The 18,245-nt window shown below is 52.1% G+C and carries 21 protein-coding genes and 2 pseudogenes; 17 read left to right on the top strand and 6 right to left on the bottom strand.

All coding sequences use genetic code 11. The features are described from left to right. Positions 1-19 precede the first annotated feature (19 nt). Both IQ241_RS11030 and IQ241_RS11025 read right to left on the bottom strand, forming a co-directional pair. Entirely contained in the window at positions 20-682 is a 663-nt protein-coding gene (locus IQ241_RS11030; protein WP_193906980.1) for a class I SAM-dependent methyltransferase, read from the bottom strand. Further along, positions 679-2,619, bottom strand: coding sequence for a GTPase family protein (locus IQ241_RS11025; RefSeq protein ID WP_193906978.1), 1,941 nt, complete (start codon positions 2,617-2,619; stop codon positions 679-681). The genes IQ241_RS11030 and IQ241_RS11025 overlap by 4 nt, the downstream gene beginning before the upstream one ends. A gap of 35 nt (positions 2,620-2,654) precedes the next feature. Here IQ241_RS11025 and nudC point away from each other — a divergent pair, with 35 nt between their 5' ends. The 11 genes and pseudogenes from nudC to queF all read left to right on the top strand — a co-directional run bounded on the left by nudC (position 2,655) and on the right by queF (position 8,762). After that, positions 2,655-3,533, top strand: a complete 879-nt coding sequence (gene nudC, locus IQ241_RS11020; RefSeq protein WP_228021594.1) for an NAD(+) diphosphatase — start codon at positions 2,655-2,657, stop codon at positions 3,531-3,533. Between the two features lie 64 nt (positions 3,534-3,597). Beyond that, complete coding sequence (locus IQ241_RS11015) at positions 3,598-3,777, top strand: hypothetical protein (RefSeq protein WP_193906977.1); 180 nt, start codon at positions 3,598-3,600, stop codon at positions 3,775-3,777. A 198-nt stretch (positions 3,778-3,975) separates the two neighbouring features. Continuing rightward, the gene (locus IQ241_RS11010) at positions 3,976-4,254 is read left to right on the top strand and encodes a nuclear transport factor 2 family protein (protein WP_193906975.1); all 279 of its coding nucleotides are present in this window, start codon (positions 3,976-3,978) and stop codon (positions 4,252-4,254) included. An 832-nt stretch (positions 4,255-5,086) separates the two neighbouring features. Continuing rightward, a pseudogene (locus tag IQ241_RS26485) lies at positions 5,087-5,287 on the top strand (DUF433 domain-containing protein); the annotation flags it as partial. A gap of 125 nt (positions 5,288-5,412) precedes the next feature. Continuing rightward, positions 5,413-5,838 (top strand): type II toxin-antitoxin system VapC family toxin, encoded by a 426-nt coding sequence (locus IQ241_RS11000; protein WP_193906972.1) that lies wholly within the window; start codon positions 5,413-5,415, stop codon positions 5,836-5,838. Positions 5,839-5,976: 138 nt separating this feature from the next. Continuing rightward, the gene (locus IQ241_RS10995; RefSeq protein ID WP_193906970.1) at positions 5,977-6,252 is read left to right on the top strand and encodes a DUF2442 domain-containing protein; all 276 of its coding nucleotides are present in this window, start codon (positions 5,977-5,979) and stop codon (positions 6,250-6,252) included. A 259-nt stretch (positions 6,253-6,511) separates the two neighbouring features. Further along, complete coding sequence (locus tag IQ241_RS10990; protein WP_193907086.1) at positions 6,512-6,754, top strand: hypothetical protein; 243 nt, start codon at positions 6,512-6,514, stop codon at positions 6,752-6,754. A gap of 19 nt (positions 6,755-6,773) precedes the next feature. Beyond that, positions 6,774-7,058 (top strand): annotated as a pseudogene (locus IQ241_RS10985) (HNH endonuclease); the annotation flags it as partial. Positions 7,059-7,089: 31 nt separating this feature from the next. After that, positions 7,090-7,494: a GNAT family N-acetyltransferase gene (locus IQ241_RS10980; RefSeq protein WP_193906968.1), complete on the top strand. Its 405-nt coding sequence runs from the start codon at positions 7,090-7,092 to the stop codon at positions 7,492-7,494. Then, positions 7,491-8,189, top strand: coding sequence for a glutathione S-transferase family protein (locus IQ241_RS10975; protein WP_193906966.1), 699 nt, complete (start codon positions 7,491-7,493; stop codon positions 8,187-8,189). The genes IQ241_RS10980 and IQ241_RS10975 overlap by 4 nt, the downstream gene beginning before the upstream one ends. A 165-nt stretch (positions 8,190-8,354) precedes the next feature. Next, the gene (queF, locus tag IQ241_RS10970) at positions 8,355-8,762 is read left to right on the top strand and encodes a preQ(1) synthase (protein WP_193907082.1); all 408 of its coding nucleotides are present in this window, start codon (positions 8,355-8,357) and stop codon (positions 8,760-8,762) included. On the opposite strand, the gene IQ241_RS10965 is transcribed toward queF, so the two are convergent. From IQ241_RS10965 to IQ241_RS10950, 4 genes are all read right to left on the bottom strand, one after another. Continuing rightward, positions 8,763-9,800, bottom strand: coding sequence for a pentapeptide repeat-containing protein (locus IQ241_RS10965; protein WP_193906964.1), 1,038 nt, complete (start codon positions 9,798-9,800; stop codon positions 8,763-8,765). 494 nt (positions 9,801-10,294) lie between these two features. Continuing rightward, complete coding sequence (locus IQ241_RS10960) at positions 10,295-11,056, bottom strand: lysophospholipid acyltransferase family protein (protein WP_390622453.1); 762 nt, start codon at positions 11,054-11,056, stop codon at positions 10,295-10,297. Positions 11,057-11,241: 185 nt separating this feature from the next. Then, entirely contained in the window at positions 11,242-13,125 is a 1,884-nt protein-coding gene (locus IQ241_RS10955) for an NAD(P)/FAD-dependent oxidoreductase (protein ID WP_193906959.1), read from the bottom strand. A gap of 53 nt (positions 13,126-13,178) precedes the next feature. Continuing rightward, positions 13,179-13,604, bottom strand: coding sequence for an MAPEG family protein (locus tag IQ241_RS10950; protein WP_193906957.1), 426 nt, complete (start codon positions 13,602-13,604; stop codon positions 13,179-13,181). Between the two features lie 144 nt (positions 13,605-13,748). On the opposite strand from IQ241_RS10950, the gene IQ241_RS10945 reads away from it, so the two are divergent. The 6 genes from IQ241_RS10945 (at position 13,749) to IQ241_RS10925 (ending at position 18,105) form a co-directional block, all read left to right on the top strand. Continuing rightward, a complete protein-coding gene (locus IQ241_RS10945; protein ID WP_193906955.1) occupies positions 13,749-14,639 on the top strand; it encodes a LysR family transcriptional regulator in 891 nt (296 codons plus the stop codon). Positions 14,640-14,782: 143 nt separating this feature from the next. Next, a complete protein-coding gene (locus IQ241_RS10940) occupies positions 14,783-15,307 on the top strand; it encodes a Crp/Fnr family transcriptional regulator (RefSeq protein WP_228021590.1) in 525 nt (174 codons plus the stop codon). Further along, the gene (locus tag IQ241_RS26480) at positions 15,205-15,492 is read left to right on the top strand and encodes a helix-turn-helix domain-containing protein (protein WP_390622452.1); all 288 of its coding nucleotides are present in this window, start codon (positions 15,205-15,207) and stop codon (positions 15,490-15,492) included. The genes IQ241_RS10940 and IQ241_RS26480 overlap by 103 nt, the downstream gene beginning before the upstream one ends. Positions 15,493-15,734: 242 nt before the next feature. Beyond that, complete coding sequence (locus IQ241_RS10935; protein ID WP_193907080.1) at positions 15,735-16,424, top strand: Crp/Fnr family transcriptional regulator; 690 nt, start codon at positions 15,735-15,737, stop codon at positions 16,422-16,424. A gap of 221 nt (positions 16,425-16,645) precedes the next feature. Further along, positions 16,646-16,873 carry a hypothetical protein gene (locus IQ241_RS10930; protein WP_193906953.1) on the top strand — a complete coding sequence of 76 codons (228 nt, stop codon included), beginning with the start codon at positions 16,646-16,648 and terminating at the stop codon, positions 16,871-16,873. Between the two features lie 749 nt (positions 16,874-17,622). Next, on the top strand, positions 17,623-18,105 hold the full coding sequence (locus IQ241_RS10925) for a helix-turn-helix domain-containing protein (protein ID WP_193906951.1): 483 nt from the start codon (positions 17,623-17,625) through the stop codon (positions 18,103-18,105). Positions 18,106-18,245: the final 140 nt, after the last annotated feature.

Below are 18,245 nucleotides of genomic sequence, written 5' to 3'. Positions count from 1 at the left end.
TTATTTACGCGCAGCTTCCTTAGGCTCGCTTGCGGGCGAGCAGTAGGCCATCGCCGATGGGGACTAGGCTGGTGCTGACCCGATTATCCTCAGTCACCTTAATATTGAGAGCGCGGATTTGCTGGGTGCGGTTGTCCTGCACGGTGGGGTCGGCGACTCGACCGTACCAGAGGGCATTGTCAATGGCGATCAGCCCGCCTGGTCGAACCAGCTGGAGGGCCTGCTCGTAGTAGCGATCGTAGCTGCTCTTGTCAGCGTCGATAAAGGCAAAGTCAAAATCTTGCTGGCCGCTTTGTATTAGCTTGTCTAAGGTTTCGACCGCGTTGCCGATGCGCAGGTCAATTTTGTCAGCCACCCCGGCGCGCTGCCAGTAGCGCTGCGCGATCGCGGTATATTTCTCACTGACATCGCAGGCCACGACTTTGCCCTGGGGGGGGAGCGCCTGAGCGACAACCAGGGCGCTATAGCCGGTGAATACGCCCACCTCCAGGGTTCTCTGCGCGCCGATCAGCTCCATCAGCAGGGCCATAAACTGTCCCTGCTCTGGCGCAATCTGCATCATTGATCGGGGATGGTTAGCGGTTTCCTGCCGCAGCTCGGCCAGCAGCGGCGTTTCGCGCAGCGTCGTGGATAGCAGATATTGATAAAGGGCTTCGTCGAGGCCCTGGGTTTGGTTAGTCATAGGCTAGCTGCCGGATTGAGTTGAGGGGTTTGACCCAGGTAAGCCTCAAACCGCTGCCGCAGCTGATCTATAGACAGACCCTGCGACCAGTATTCAACTAGGGCATGGCCAAAGGCCCAGGCGTTGCGGTCGGGGGCAGTGGGATTTTCTAGCAGCAGCGGCCAGAGGGTGAGCAGGTCAAAGCTGCGCGATCGCTCAGACTCCTCATTCAGCAAATTATACAGGTCATAGGCCATCTGAAGCTTGCCGATGACCACCGGCAGCTCTTCGACTGGAATCTTTTCGGCCAGCAGATAGGCCAGCGTCGGCGTCCCTGTCGTCAGGGTTGAGATGAACTGGAGTACGGGGCTCTTCAGCAGACTGGTCAGGCCCTGAGTAGTCGCCATTTGAAAGGTATAGCGGTCAATAATTCTGGCAGCGGCGACGGTGCGGGCTTCGCGGTTGCGCAGAAAGCGGGCCAGCCGCAGCTGCTTGGCCGGTGAGATAGCTTCGATCAGGCTGAGCGAGAGCATTTCTGTGCCCCAGTCGGGTCGGTCGCGATCGCGGGTGACCAGCGGCAGCACCTGATCGCACGGCTCTCCTAGCTGCTCTGCCCGGTAGGCGGTGGCCTCGCGAATCGCCTTCTCCTTGGGCCGATCGCCCGACTGCCAGTCGTAGGGAGGCGACCATTCGCGAATCGGTCGCAGCCGATCGACCTGGGTGACAATCGCGATCGCGCTGAGGTCATTCCCCGCCGTTTGCAGAGCCTGAAGAAAATCTACGTCCATCTGCAAAGCCGGGTCGAGGGCTGGCGTCACCAGCAGCAGCAGGTCGGCCCGGCTAGCAAAGTCGAGCACCGCTTCGCGCAGGTCTTCGCGGTTAACCTGCTCGTAGCCCGGCGTATCCCACAGCGTTAGGGCCTCGCCGCTGGGGGTTTGCCAATGATAGTTCTGCACCTGGTCGGTGCTGGGCAGCACATCGACCGCCGCCTTTTCGGCCTGGAAGAGAGTATTAATCAGGCTGCTCTTACCGGCCCCGGTGCGGCCCACCAGCAGAATATTCACCGGCTGCTGGGCTACGGTCTCAGCGGGTTTGGCTTGGTCTAGAATTTCTCGCAGGGTTTGGGTTTTGGCCTTGGGCAGGGCGGTTGGGGCGGGGCTGAGCTCAGTTACGGTTGGCGCTGCCGTGCCGCCATAGAGCGTGATCGCCTGCCGTCCCAGATTTCTCAGCGCCGCCTCGCGCAGCAGCTGGCCCAAATTAAATAAAAGCTGCTGACCGGCCTGGTTGCTGTAGCGCAAACTGGCCTGCCGGGCTACCGCCGCCGCCGGGTTGAGCACCCACTGACTCCACTGCCAAACCTTGAGCAGCTTTTTAGCCGATGGCTCCAGCTTGCGGTAGACCTCGTAGCCTTCATAAACCTGACCGACCGACACCTGGTTCAGAGCTGGACCAAGCTTGGCCATCCACTGATCCATATCGTCTACGGTGCCGCGCAGCAGGTCATAGGCCTGGGGCACGTAGATATTCAGCAGGGGTCGTTTGACTTCAGGATTGTAAACCTGGGCAATAGCGACAATCAGCTCCTGACAGCGCTGCCAGAAGGTGGCCGCGTCTTCCCACAGCGGCGGGTCGGCCTGGGCAGTCTGCAAAATTTTCTCCAGGGCAGCTTCGGCCTGGGCGGCAGCAGCGGGGTCGGCAGATTCAGCTACGTCGGCGTCAGTCGCGGCTTCGAGCTCTTCGCTGACCTCGGTGGCCAGGGCTTCAAACTGGTTCAGGGCAGGCGTCGTCCAGCGGGCCAGCAGCCGCTGCCAGCCGACAATCAGCAAAACCACAATGGCCCAAATCCAGTTAATCCCCCAGGCCCGAATCTGGATGCCCGCCACCACGACGATAAAAATCGCGATCGCGGCAATCGGCGCAATCAGCAGGGCTACCTGCCAGGGTTTAAGACGAATCATAGGGTTTACCGATGCTTTTTTCAGTCTAGGCGAAGATGTTAGGAGTGAATGATGTCAGCTGCGAGCCCGATATGCATCCCTTTCAAGTCCCCCATACGTTTATCCCTGGGATTGAACCCCCGGCAGACGCGATCGCGCATTGGTTTGCCTTTGTCGGTCAGCGGCTGCTGGTTGAGCAAACGCCTGACTCGGTTCAAATCCCTCAGTTGAAAAGCCTGAGCGAGATTGGGCTAGAACCGGTGAGGATACAGTTTTTAGGATGGCTTGACGGCCAGCCCTGCTATTCGGCAGAGCTGTCGGAAACCGCGATCGCGCCCGCCGGTATGGCCTTTTCTTCCCTGCGCGAACTGCACGAAGCCCTGACCGAACCGTTTTTTGCCCTAGCGGCCCGGGCCGTTCAGATTGTCGCCTGGGATCGCAGCCATCAGTACTGCGGTCACTGTGCCACGCCGATGATCCAGCTGGTCCACGAGCGGGCTAAGCGCTGCCCGTCCTGCGGTCTGAGACAGTATCCTCGGCTCTCTCCGGCGATTATTGTGCTGGTTTACCGAGGCGAGGAGGTTTTGTTGGCGCGATCGCCCCGGTTTCGCCCCGGTATGTACAGCGTCTTGGCGGGCTTTGTCGAGCCGGGTGAATCTTTGGAAGATACGGTGGCCAGAGAGGTCCGAGAAGAAGTCGGCGTGGCAGTGAAAGACATTCGCTATTTCGGCTCGCAGCCCTGGCCCTTTCCCGACTCGCTGATGATTGGCTTTACGGCAGCCTACGCCGGCGGCGACTTAGTCTGCGAGCCGGCCGAAATCGAAGCCGCAGCCTGGTTTAAGCCCCATGATTTGCCCCCTATTCCCGGTAAGCTCAGCATCGCCCGCAAGCTAATTGACGCATTTGTGGCGGCTGCCAGCCGCTCGGATGCATAGCGCTTTTGCAATTCCAACATCAGGCATTGCGATAAGCTCAAAAGGTGAACTCAGCTAGGCCACCATGTCATCTCCACCCCCCGACCCAAAGCGAGCCCAGGAACGGACTCAGAAGCTCAAGCGAATCTTTCTCGGCCTGATCCTGATCGGCCTCATAGCGGGAGGTTTTCTGGCTTTCGGCGTGGTTAAGGTCATGCAGCGGTTTGGCCTGACCGATAATCAACCCCAGATTGAGCAAAGGTAGGTAAGTAGGTCGGCACAATTAAGCCCAAGGATGTCATTCCGAGCGAAGCCGAGGAATCTCCTGATATGTAAAGGCTCCCGTGAGATGCTATAGCCCAAGGGGCATGGCTGCGCTAGCGCAATGCTCAGCATGACATAGTCCTACAAATGATTAGGATGATCTACTTACGATAGCAGACCTACCAGAGGGTCTCATACTATGCACGATATAGTCGAACTTGAGAAGCAGGGCTGGAAAGCTCTATCCACCAGTAAAGAAGCCGCAACCGAGTTTTATGAGTCTCTGCTGATCGACGATGCCATAATGGCGTTTCCAGGCGGCATGATGCTGGTTGGCAAGAACCAGATACTTGAATCGATTAATTCACAACCTTGGGAGTCATTTGATATTGCAGGACTCCAAGAACTTTCGCTTTCTGATGACGCGCTCCCCTTCGCAAGGGACAATGGAGGTTGTCCTTTCATCATCAAACGCTGATGCAGCCAACTGGATTCTAATCATCTGCCTCATAAAACTCTATCCATGAAGTGCCAATTTCATACTTTACGAGTTTATTAATAAACGAATGCTTGAAAGCGTAGTAAAACTCATAGAAGATACCAGAGATGCTCGAATCATCATTGGCATCCTCTTTCTTGCTTTAGTATTTAGCTTGAAAGAAGTTTATGGGTTTTGGGATATTATTTCAAAGCGCAAGCTTTTGGTACTGAAATATTTGCTTAAAGAAAATGGTGCAACAGGTAAGGCAAAAAAAATCGTGCAGGAACAAATAAACTGCATATCTATTAGCCATGCAACTGGTATAAAAGCTGATAAATGCTTACAAGAAAAGGTGATTGACCTACATAAATTTGCAAATGGTAGACTTACGTACCCTGATCTGCGAAAAACCCTTCCTTTTTTAGAAGTTGGAAGTACTGGAATTGTAGAAGTACGCAGGTTTACAACATTAGGTAGATTTACAAGATCAGATAAAATAGCGCTATTTTCAGCTGACCTGATTTATGTACTTATTGTTCTAGCAGGTATATTATCGCTTGGCCTCTATGTCTTTTTACAAACAGGTAAGCTATCTATTCGGCTCATTATGCTTCTATTTTCGTTGTATTTTTTAGGAGCAGGATTCTATTATGGATCAATAAAACCTTCGTTCAAAATTATCAAAAAAGTTAATGAAGAGATTTTAAGAAATCAAGATGAGCTCCTTAAATATTCGTCAGGCGATGGGATAAATGAAAATAGTCATAATTATTTGACAGAGTCCGCTAAGAATGAAGATAATTTTGGGAAAGATGTAAGTAGATTAGCATTGCTTAATCGCATTACAATAAGTCCAAAGCAGTGTGGAGGTCGTCCCTGCATTCGCAGTATGAGGGTTCGGGTGGTAGACGTTTTAGATCTATTCGCAGCAGGTCTGAGCGCTGAGCAAGTCTTGGAAGAACTGCCAGATTTGGAGATGGATGATTTAAAGGCATCCCTGACATATGCCTCTCGTAAGCTGGATTATCCTACAGAGGAAACTCCCTGGTGGATAAAGGTGGCAGGCAGCTTTGAAAATGATTCGACTTTCGATGAAGCAGTCCGTCTTGGTGAGGAGTGGCGTAGGTCTGCTGAGTAGCGTCCTAGCACTTCATAATGTATGTTCTTGACACTGATCATCTCAGTCTCATTCAGCGTAATGGACGAGAGGGCAAGCGCATTCTGGCAAGATTGGCAATCGTTGCAGCAGTAGAAGTCGCGGTTACTGTGATTACCTATGAAGAACAAGTTAGAGGTCGGCTCAGCGTACTGTCGAGAGCAAGAAACTTGGACGAGCAGATTTCAGCTTATCGGGGTCTACAAAAGCTTTCGAATGATTATCGTTCGATTATGATTGTTCCGTTTAACCTTGCTGCTGGTTTGGAACACCAACGATTAAGGAAAGCCTATCCACGCTTGGGAAATATGGATCTGAAAATTGCCGCGATCGCTGTTGTCAATAACGCTACGCTACTTACTCGTAACCTATCTGATTTTAGTCAGATAGCAGGACTGAAAATAGAAAACTGGGCTGAGATATAAAATTCAAACGTCATCGTCGTACGTAAACCCAAGCGAATAACTAGTGCACATATAAAATTTAAATTAATCCCTAAGAGCTATTGATTCTGAGGCTATCCATCAAGAATAAGCGTTGGCTATTGACGTTGGAGGCTTGGCGTGACTACTTTAATACTTGAGACAGAACCCCTTGAAATACAGGTCAGCGTGACCGACGCAAAGCTAATTGTAGACCTGACGGACGGACGCAGCTTAACTATTCCTTTATCCTGGTATCCCCGTTTGCTACATGCTTCTCAAGAAGAACTACAGAACTGGCAACTCCTTGGGGAAGGTTACGCCATTGAATGGACTGATTTGGATGAGCATATTGGGGTTGAGGGGCTGATAGCCGGAAGGAAAAGCGGTGAGAGCCATCAATCTTTCGAGCGCTGACTGACTAGACGAGTTGCCACTTGATGATTGAGCTAGGTAGTCAATGCATAGTGAGGCGATGGTGAGAACTGGCAACTGCAGATATTACACAAGAAGCGCTGCTGGCCAGTCTGGATGTAGTCAATATGGATTTACTAACTAGTAAGCCTACGAACTTCAAAAAGGCTAACCTGCTAACACAATATTTTGTACTGCTGTATGAAGCTATAATTCTTTTACTGATAGAGATTAAATATTGCCCGATAGCAATGAGGTATCAATGACTGTAGCTCTTAGCCGACCATCTGCGCTGATTCACGAAATCAGACTTGAACAATCATTCAATTTCAGCTTGTTTAAGTTCAGCGAAGCCCTTCAGCTTCAGATGGAAAATCTTCTGGAAAAGAAAAAAGCCGATCAGCTGACGCCGGACGAAATAGCTGAGCTAGAGGCAATTGGGGAATTAGACCGGATCTTTACCCATGTCAATGCGATGCTGGTTTCTCAAAATGCTAATCGGTGATGAAGTCAAGCAGACAGGTCGCTGTAATGAAAGACGTTACAATTTCGTTTCGGGTGTTGATCCAGAATCTCAAGAAATTGTTCCCCTTTTTAATCCTCGCCGGCAGATTTGGGGAGAGCATTTTGTTTGGAATCAGGGTGTTGTCATTGAAGGTGTCACCTCGACGGGTCGGGCAACCTGCGCTCGTCTTGATTTGAATGATACCCGTTATCCAGAAAACGATTCCATTCGAGAAACAAGACGGTTTTGGATTCAGACTGGGCTACATCCTCCATCAGGTGATCCCTATTTGCGTTCAATCTAGGTTTTTGTGTCAGTGGTCCGAATCGCAAAAGATGATTATTTTTTCTGAGGAGCGGAAGATCGCGATCGCGCAAATCCTGCCCCTATATCAGGCCAACGGCTGGTCTTCGGCTCGAAAGCCTGAGGCACTACATCAGGCGCTGCTCAACTCCCATGCGCTGGTTTCGGCTTGGGAGGGCGAACGGCTGATTGGGATTGGCAATGCCATCTCTGATGGATTTTTGGTGGTTTACTATCCGCATCTGCTGGTGCATCCAGACTTTCAGGGACAGGGGATTGGTAAACGGATTATGGAGATTTTGAAACAGCGCTATGAGGGGTTGCATATGCAGATGCTGGTAGCGGAGGGTGACGCGATCGCATTCTACGAAAAATGCGGATTCGCCCGAGCTGGCCAAACAGAGCCAATGTGGATATATGCTGGCGACGACCGATGATTACCCTCTATCAGTTTGAACCTGCCTTAGGCGTTCGTAATCCAAGTCCTTTCTGCCTCAAGCTGGAAACCTATTTGCGCATGGCCGAGCTCCCTTATGAGGTTGCAGAAGAGGCTGACGTTCGCAAAGCGCCTAAGAAAAAGCTGCCCTATATTCATGATGGCGATCGCACCGTTGCCGACTCTGGCTTTATCCTTGACTACCTCAAGCGAACCTACGGCGATCGGCTCGATCAGCACCTGAGTCCGCAGGAGCAATCCGTCTCGCTTGCCTTTTGCCGACTGATGGAAGAGCACCTTTACTGGGCGACTCTATACAGCCGCTGGGCCGAAGCCGACAACTGGGCAGTGATTCGCCAGGTTTATTTCTCAGAGCTGCCGCCTATTCTGCGCAAGATTGTGCCTGCAATGGTCCGTCGGGATGTCCTGCGCAATCTCTACGGTCATGGAATGGGTCGCCATAGCCGAGCGGAAATCTATGAGATGGGCCAGAACGACATTAAGGCAATTAGCGATTTCCTCGCCGACAAGCCCTTTTTGATGGGCGAGCAGCCCACTAGCCTGGACGCTACCGGCTACGGATTTCTGGCCAACCTGTTCCGGCTGACGCTGCCCTCTGTGCTCTCGGACTTTGCCCGCCAGTTTGAGAATTTGGAGAACTACTGCGATCGCATGGAAGCCCGCTTTTGGGCCTAAAGTTTCACGCTGGGGCCTGCTACAGTGAACGTACCTCAGTCGATTCCCGGCAGCGTTGCTGTCACATCGATAGCGCCAACCTTACCGCATACTCGCAACCTCAAATCCATGCCATCCTTTCCAGAACTCAGTAACGGCACCTCCCAGGCAGCGGCTGCTCCTGACCTGAAATATGGCGATTTAGCGATTCAGCGAGCCGCAGCTGAGCCGCTCGAAAAATGGCCGAACCAGACTGACAATGCCTATGTTATCCATCTGGAGCATCCTGAATTTACGGCTCTTTGTCCGCGCTCTGGCTATCCCGACTTTGGCACCATCGTAGTGGACTATCAGCCCCGGGATTGGGTGGTTGAGCTGAAGGCATTCAAGCTCTATATCAACGCCTTTCGGAACGAGTCGATCAGCCACGAGCAGGTGGTGAACGCGATCGCGGACCGGCTCTGGAGCGAGCTAGCCCCGGCGGGCATTCGAGTGATTGGCGACTTTACCCGCCGTGGCGGCGTCAAAACCGTGATTACCGTCTGCAAAGGAGACCGTTCGCGATTTGAGCCCTACACTGCAAAAGTGCTCTAGCTAAAAATAGGCCTGACGAATGAAGCTCTCTGCCTCCGCCTGGGGCAGTTTGTCAGCAATCAGAGTGATCAGCTGGTGTGGAGTCGTGGGCTGATCAAGGGTGAGCACCTCCTCCACAATCATTTCAGCGATCGGCAGGATGTAGTACTCAGTGAGACATTGCCGACAGTGGTCAATAAAGGCATCGGTCAGCGTCGCTGGGCTTGTTGAATCTACTGTGCTTGAGGCTCTAGCAGTCTTCGGGCTATTAGGGGCCTGAGGTGGGCTAGACAAAACACGATTGCGAAAGCAGAATGCAGCCTGTGGCTCGGGGATATGGGCAGTGACCAAATCGACAAACTGCTCCAACGTTTGGGGGCAATGAATAGCAACAATATCCTCCATGATGAGCGCTGCGATTGGGCCAATATAATAGTCAGCCAGTTTCTGCTGGCACTGCTCGATCAGGGCCTGAGGCCAAGCTAGAGGGTTAGGATTCGCTTCGTCCAGGGATACTTTAGCCGGAGACGGCTGGCTGAACTGAGGTGCTTCGACTCGCACCGTGGGCTGATGCAGCTCAGCAGGAGAAACGGTAGACTGGGACTCGTAATGTCGCTGCCCGCTCGGTTGATGATAAACCGCTTCTAGGCGATGGACCTGCTCAGCAGTCATGCTTAGGGACTGATTCAGAGGCTGATCCGGATTTTGCGTATCTGACGCCAGACAAGTTCCAGCTAGGTTAGCGCCTGTCAGATCGGCAGAGGCGACCTCGGCACCAGACAGATCTGCCTGGCTGAGATTGGCCTCGTTCAAGCTGGCCTCGCTCAGATAGGCCCCGCTTAGGTTCGCCCCGCTCAAATCAGCCCCGTTCAGGTTCGCCCCAATCAGGCAGGCACGGCTCAGATTGGCACCGCTTAGGTTCGCCCCGCTCAGATTGGCCTCAAATAAATAAGCTCGACTTAGGTCAGCCCCGCTCAGGTCCGGCAGCCGCTCCGGATATTTGAGACGCCATTGGTTCCACTGGGTGACACCGGATTCAATTAAGCGTTGATAATTCATAGCTGACTTGGCTGTATGCTCATTGACAACTTCGTCCCACAGCCTGATCTACAGGCCAGGTGCTAACGAATACGGCTGACGACTCCCTGACCCTGCTCCACCATGATGGGTGGGACAGAAGGGGACGTGATCAGGCCATCATATTTTCGATATGGGATAGGCTAGCTCTAGCCAGAAGCCCCGCAGTGAGGGAAAAAGCGCTTCAAGATTAACTATGTTGGAGCACTCTTTATTATGCAGCCAGAGATAGGTGGTGGAGGCGTCAATTCAGAGTCGTCGATTCAATAGCGATCGCGAGGCTCGATCAGAGGTCTTGATTGAAGAATTGTAGTTTGATATACGCTCTAAATTGCGCTGAATCGGGCGCGTCAAGAAAACTTTATATCCTCATCAACCCGTCTTGATGTCTAGTAGCGGTGAGATTTGTGAAGTTTTCTCAATATCCTTGCGGCAAAAATTCTCCTTAGAGAAAGATTTGCAGGCGCGATCGCAGATTAAGCGGTATCGGCAATCAGCTGGTCTAGCTCCGACTGCATCTGATCGCGGACGTGGTAGTAGCAGGCCTCAACGTAGTCGCTATCTTTCAAAACCGATCGTCCGGTGCGCTCAAAGTAAATCGGCCTGCCGACGCGAGTATAGATTTTGCTAGGCAGCGGCAGATTGGGCAAGGGGCCGATCGCCAATCCCCAAGGTAGGCCCAGATAGATCGGAAAGACTTCGGGATCCCGATTAAAAAGCCACGGCAGACCCAACTCGTGCAGTTGGCAAGCCTGGGCGTAGCAATCTTCCAGGACAATCAGCGTATCGTGGGCTCCCCAGGAAATAGTCGGAACAATTGGCACGCCCTGCCGCAGGGCTAGTTTGATAAAGCCCCGACGGTCGGCAAAACAAATTCGAGACCGCTGGGCATGGGGGCGAAAGGCATCCTGCGCGCCGCCGGGATAGACCAGAACACTGGCTCCGGCGGCGAGGGCGGCGATCGCCATCTTAGGATGTGACCGCACCGCGCCAAACTGGGTCGCAACCTGACCTAAACGAGGAAACACAGACCACACCTGCGGATGCATCAGCCCATAGACCGGGCGCTCCGCTCCGAATCGCTGCACCCAGTCGTAGATAAACATGTGCATATCGGGAGCCGCTAAGCCCCCATTGTGAGACCCCACAAATAGGCAGGGCGCCGCTGCTGGAATATTTTCCCACCCATCGGTTTGGACCCGGAAATAATGCTGATAGGCCCATCGGTAGAAGGGCATGAATGATTGGATGACGGCCGGATCGCGATCGCGAAGCGTCCACCCTTGCCAGGGTTGAGACTTGGCATAGGGCAGCTGGTGTTTTAAAGGAGCGCGGCGTTGAGCCAGTCGCAGGTCAGAGGCTAAAGGCGGCAGGCGACTCTCATCTGAACCCATGGCTAAAAAAACTGCGATTTATCGGTTCGTCAATGGCTTATGTTAGCGTGGCTGCTACAGACCATTTGGGATGTGGTAGGATTTGCCAGAAAGTTAGCCAGGCCAACGGTAATAGGTTTTGACCAGCGGGGTGTATAGACCACCGCCGCGAGCAATAGGGCAGCCGCTGCGGCAGTTGCCCATCGGTAGGAAGCGAATGGGTGGTGAGGGCTGGGATTGACAGTCTTTTTAGACTGAAGCTGAGCCGCCCGCTGCAGGCGCAGAGCAGGGCGAGAGTACCTAACCTGTTCCTGCAAAAAAGTCCAGGCCAGATTTTGCAGCGGCAGACTATCAAAAAAGTGGGCTCGATAGCTGCCCTGACCCAGAAAACCATGCTTGCGGTTTAGCAATTTCAGACTGAGTTTGTTAGCCGGAAGATGATTTTTACCTTGTAAGACCTGCTGAAAAGCCTCAGGCATCCAGGGAACCTGGGCAAGCTGCTGCTTCACCTGCTGACTCACGGCATTAGCGACTTTGGCGTCGGTTAAGTCTGAACTTTCAATCAGCGTATATAAAGGCTGCACCAGAGTGCGAAACGGCGGAAAGGCTCCTCCCGCCAGTCTAAGATCCTGCAAGCGGCGGTAGTAGTCTGAGGAATCGGTCGCTAAAACCCGATTGCTGATCAGCTTGACTAGTTCCAGATAGGCACCCAGCAGCCATAGCACTGTATAGGTTGCCCAGAGGTCATAGTGCGCGAATGAGCGATAGGCATTGGCCACTAAGCGGTCATTTTCATGAATGAACGCCAGGGTGATATCTTCAACCGGTTGAAACTGAGCTGTTGAATAGTCATTGCTGGCTTTCGCGGCCAGCAGGCGCTCTGCCAACACGGATGTACAGGCCAATGCGGTATAGAGCCCCTTAGAAAATAGCGGGTCAATAAATCCAGCCGCCTGGCCGAGCAGGCAGTAGCGATCGCCCACGACTCGTTTCACCCCATACTGCAATCGCCCCGTACGCGTCCAAGGTCGAACCGCTTTGCCTGACTGAAACTGTGCCGCGATGCCGGGGAACTGCTGAATGAACTGATAGAATTCCGCCTCCGGACTCAGCTTAGGACAGGCCGGATGAATACGCGGGTCGAGCATCAGCCCTACGCTACAGAGAGGATTAGTCGATCGCGAGTGATTATTGAAAGGGATCACCCATAGCCAGCCGCCTTCAAACACATGGTGTAGTGTGCCTTCAGACAGTCGAAACGGCAGTCCATAGACCTGCTTCGAGGAGCCGAGCTGATGGTAGCAAGGTACATCCACCATGTGGGTAAAAATTGCCCGCGAGTGGGTTTGTAAATCATGGTGGCGAAGGTTAAATTGCTCTGCTAGTACAGAACGAAATCCACCTGCATCAACGACATAGTCAGCCCAGAAGGTCTGATTTTTAGTCAAGAGCCGCGCCCCTTCAGCATCAATGTTGACCGATTGCACAGCAGTTTTCTGGAGAACGGTCGCCCCGTAACGAATGGCTATCATCGCTAAGAAGTAGTCCGTATCCTGTCGATACAGATGCAGCTCGTGGCCGTGGGGCTGTTTGGGAATGACCGCCTGGAGGATGTGCTGGGAATTGAAAGGCTGTCCCTCTGCGTGGTGCATAAAGCTAAAGTGGCGCTTGATGCCGTGGGACGTGCCAATTTGGTCAAAATAGTTTTCAGAACTGAAGTAAGCCAGCTCAGGAACATCATAGGTTTCTGCCATTGCTCGCATGACTTCGGAGGTTTCCAAAATCATCGATTCCCCAATCGAAAATCTAGGATGGCTGTTAGCTTCAAACACAACAACATTTAGCCCAATTCGAGAGAGAATAGCGGCTAGCATTGACCCGGCGATACCAGAACCGATAATTGCAACATCGAAGTTTTTATGTGAGATTGGCATAGCGGTATTTCTTTAATTTGGCATTGTTCAGGGCTTTATCTTGAGACTTAGGGCTACAGTGCTCTAGCCAGGGAGAACACCAAAAAGACACCAAGCACAATACCCGTTAGAAATGTGCCACCCGCACCGATAGCACGCATGACTAGAAACGCCTTGCTCCCTTCTGCAAGATGGGAACCAGCCAGAGAGGAGAACCCAAAGACATGCAGCATTCGCGACAGAATGAAAATAGATCCAAATCCAGCGACAACTGGTTTGGGAATATCGCATAATTCGGCTAAGGCAAGCGTAGCTACAAATAGGGCTGCATTTTCTGCCAGGTTGCCATGTCGCCGGACCTTACGCTCTAAGTTCGCGTCGTTGCCTACACCCGCACTAATGCCCACTTTGGTACGGTGCATACCAGCAGCAATCATCAGGGACTGCTGCAGAATGATTAGGACTGCTGCAACAGTAGCTGATACAACAGGAACAGTCATAGGTTGATGGGCTCCTTACGCAATGAACCCATCTTAGCGGTGCTTTTTCGCGACGGGAATGGTTACGAGCGCGACAAGTCGTTGCATTTATCATCCAGCCGTGTACACTGTTGAGATATCTTTCTTTAGCGAAGCCGTTTTGACATGGGCAACTGGCACGATTTCAAAATCTTCCTAGCTTTGGCCCGAGAAGGATCTGCCCGAGCAGCAGCAGAAAAGCTAAGCGTTCATCACTCTACTATTTCTCGCCGGATTGAGGCGCTAGAAATAGAATATGGGGTGAAATTGTTCGATCGATTGCCCAGCGGCTATGCCATTACAGCTGTGGGGACTGAGCTAATGGCAAGCGCTGTTCAGATTGAGGACGAGGTCAATGGCATTGAACGACAGCTATTGGGAAAAGATTCCAGGCTAACAGGGGAAATTCGGGTGACGCTGCCGGACGCCTTTGCCAACAACCTGCTGATGCCGGACATTGTAGCGTTCATGGAACAGTATCCCGGCATTGAAGCGGCGCTAATCGTGTCCTATGAACTGTTTGACCTGACGCGGCGGGAAGCCGATGTGGCCATTCGCGTGACTAAAAATCCGCCAGACCATCTGGTAGGTTACAAAGCTGCCCGCTATGCCTGCGCCAACTATGCTTCGCTAGACTATTTAGAAAATCACGATCCTCAACATCAACCAAAAGAGACTCGCTGGATTGGCTGGGGAGACTGTGTTTCCTATCCTGACTGGGTCAAAAAAAGCGAGTTTCCTACTGTGCCAACAAGAGGGCGTATGAACAACGCAACGGTGCAGTTAGCTGCTGTCAAAGCAGGCTTGGGGATGTCGCGCATTCCCTGCTTTATGGGCGATGTGGAACCTGACCTGCGTCGGGTTCCGCCAGGCAAAGCAGAACTCTGTCACGATGTCTGGATACTGACCCACAAAGATTTGCGATCGGCCAAGCGAATTCAGGTGTTTATGGAATTTATGGGTAACGTCTTTCGCCGAAAGCAAGATTTATTGGAGGGACGCTGCCCTATCACCTAGCCCCAACCTCTGGATTGGCGGGATGCGAAGTAATAAGAACTGCTGCGATCGCGTTTCTTTTAATTTGCGATGGTGTAAAGTGCCCTTACTCAGTACTCGATTCACGCTGAATAAAACCTGGCTGGGTCTATTTGGGTTCTCCTATGACCAGAACGCTATCTCGGCCCGTCAATCATCTGCTGGCAGCGCTATCGACGCTGGCTTATGAGCAAATTGCAGAGCAGCTAGAGCCGGTTTCGCTGACGTTTGGGCAGGTACTCTGTGAGCCTGGAGAGCAGATTAGCGCCGCCTATTTCCCTGACTTTAGTATGATTTCGCTGGGCTGTCAGCTGGAAGGGAACATCATCATTGAATCGGGGCTAGTAGGGGCAGAAGGCATGGTCGGGCTGCCGCTGATGTTGAGCAACGGCATTTCCTTTACTCAGATCACGATTCCGATTGCCGGCGGTGCGATGAAGCTGCCCGCCCAGGCTTTAAGGCAGGTTGTCGGTCAGGGCGGTGAGCTCCAAACTGCCCTGCTGCAATATACCCAGGCGAGACTCAATCAGACTTCTCAGCTGGCGGCCTGCCGTGCCCGTCACTGTATCGAGCAGCGGCTGGCTCGCTGGCTGCTGTCAGTGCAGGATACGGTGCAGCAAAATCAGCTGCTGCTCACCATCAGTTTATAGGTGCATCGCTCGGTATCCGACGGGCAAGCGTTACCCAAGCCGCCCAGGCTCTGCGAGAGGCGGGCATTATCAGCTATGAGCGGGGAACGATTACCGTGCGCGATCGCGCCGCCCTGGAAGCTCAAGCCTGTGCCTGCTACCGCCAGACAAAACAAACCTTTGAGCGAGTGAGCTGTCTCAGGTAGGCATCACCTGAGATAGTAGAAATCCTCCGCAGTGGGTTGGTACGATAGCGTACTGACTTGCTATACAGTAATTTGTATGGTTGAAAAATAATCAGCTTCGTATGGATGACTGACGGATGACCGAAAGGTGGCGTTCAACGTTGTTCAACGTTCATTTTTCTTGATTCCGCAGTACTCCAACGGCCATGACGAGCTTTAAATGAAAGAATTTTCAGCCTCTCAGCGCTAGCCCCAGGAACCAGCTGCTAGCGGCGCTGCCAGCCGATGAGCTGGAGCGCATTGCCCCTTTCCTGAGTCTCCGCTCGTATCCGCTTGGGCATGTCCTCTATGATCCTGGCGAAGTGATGACGGAAGTCTATTTCCCTGAGCAGGCGCTGCTTTCTCTTCTTTCTTTGCTAGAAGACGGCACCCTGACCGAAATTGCCCTGGTCGGCAATGAGGGCATGGTGGGGCTGCCAGTGATCTGGGGCGGACAGTCTACGCCCCAAAGCGTGACCGTACAGTTTGAAGGTGAAGTGCTGGTGATGGAAGCTGGCCAGCTGATACAAGAATTTAACCGGGGCAGCAGGTTGACTCAGCTGCTGATGCTATACATGCAGGCTCTGTATACGCAGGTCGCCCAGAATGCCGCCTACAATCGCCAGCATACGATTGAAGAGCGCCTGGCCCGCTGGCTGCTATCGGTACAGGACAGCGTTCAACGAGACTCGCTGACCCTAACTCACGATTTCATTGCGAAGATGCTCGGAATTCGGCGCTCGGGCGTCACCGTAGCGGTAGGCGTTTTACAGCAGGCTGGGATGATTCGCTATTCGCGGGGACGAATGGCGATCTTAGACCGAGCTGGGCTGGAAGCCGCCTCTTGCGAATGCTATCGCCTGGTTCAGATGGAATATAGTCGCTTACTCGGCTCCAGGGCAGCTGGAAAATAGGGCGGCTGGAATGTAAATAAATATTAAGTATGTGCGAAATTGTACGGGTCGACATCGATGCACCGTGCCAGGATTCATTTGTAAGGACAAAAAACTAAGTCAATTTTTAGCTTACTGATTCTGAATATAGCAGAGGATATCTAGCAAGTGCTCTGCCAATTTTTTGGCGGATAGGTATCCTGTCCTTTCTCAATTCTACTCAACCCAACGATATCCGCTATATGCCTTCCAAAATTGTTAATCTAACTGCCTATATCGTAGTTGAAAGTATCAAAAATATTTTAGAGGACTGCCTTGAGTATCCCTATCAAATGATGTTTTCAGTGTCCTATTATCGGCAGCGTCTGATCGCCCAAACCCTGAGTAGTATCAAAAACAGCTATGTCGTAATTCAAGATACTGAAGAGCTGGATGAACTGGATGTAGTACGACTGCATATGTTCCTGTAGCGTATGCAAATAGGTATGGTAATTATTCGGAATATGCTAATCATTCTCGAAGACGAACCGGACTGGGAGGAAACTTATATCCTTCAAAATGCACAGACTGAGACTGATTGGAAGGAAAATGCTTACAGGCTGGCTGAGCAATTTATGATGATTGACCACTTGCCCTGCTTATCGGAAGGGCAGCTAAGTAAATAGACTGAATTACTCAAAAAATAAAAATGGAAGTTTAATCCTTCGTTCTAGAACTATGGCTTCTAAAATTATCAATCTAACCGCTCATATCGTCGTTACAAGTATCGAAGGTATTTTAGGAAACTGTCCTGACTATCCCTATCAAACATTTTTTCAATCCCTTACTATCGGCAGCTGCTTGTTGCCAATGTCTTGAGTAGGGTTCCAAATCGCCATGTCGTTATTCAAGATATAGAAAAAAATTCCTGTAAGGCACGTCAACTATAAAGACAATAGGCTATCCCCAAATGAAAGCATATTCCCTAGACCTATGAGAAAAAATCATCGATACCTACGAAAACGAGCCGATTTCTCAACGTCAGCTGGCAAAGCGGTTCCGGGTCGCACCCAGCTTTATCATTAAGCTGCTGAAGGGCTTTGTTGCACAAATCGTTCGATAGGCAGTTGTGATGAGCAAGAATGAATCGATACGGTTGAGATAATAAGTAGAGGAACGGAATTAAACGTAGCGATAGGGTAAGCTGAGAAGCATCCAAATTGAGTAGGATGTTTGGGGCATGCCAACACCGCCATTGCGAGTCGAGCTGAGTCTAGACGAAGACCGCACCTTGCAAGACCTGCGAGCCGCAGCTGGGATACCGCAACGTACTAAAGACCGGGCCGAGGCGCTACGACTGAGCCATCGGGGCTGGACGCCTGAGCAAATTGCAGAATACCTGGGCTGGCAGGTAGCCACTGCCCGCAAGGCGATTCACCGCTGGCAGCAAGGAGGGCTTTATGGCTTATGGGATCTGTCCCGCCCAGGGCGTCCGCCCCAATGCTCAGCGGAGATTCTATCGGCACTAGAGCAGCATCTGTCAGTTGAGGAGCGCACCGTCAACAGCCGACAGCTGGTTGAGCATCTAGCCAAAGTGCACGACGTTAGCCTCAGTCGAGGTCAGCTGCGGCGGATGCTAAAAAAAAAGCTACCGGTGGAAGCGCACGCGTCACAGCCACCGTCGCCGCCAAGACCCGGTGATGCGAGCCCATCGCCAAGTTAATTGTCGTCTAATAAATGGCACTGCCAGACGCTGCCCTGCCACCACTGCTTTACCTGTTCCATCCAGGTGGCATAGGTGCGATTCTCGCATTCGGTCTCGATAAAGCTGTATCCACTGCTCAGCTCTAGCAGCACCAGCAC

The sequence above is a fragment of the Vasconcelosia minhoensis LEGE 07310 genome (genome assembly GCF_015207255.1).
In the GTDB taxonomy this organism is placed as follows: domain Bacteria; phylum Cyanobacteriota; class Cyanobacteriia; order Phormidesmidales; family Phormidesmidaceae; genus Vasconcelosia; species Vasconcelosia minhoensis.
Note: the sequence above shows the minus strand (reverse complement) of the source record. Positions and strands in the feature narration are given on the sequence as shown.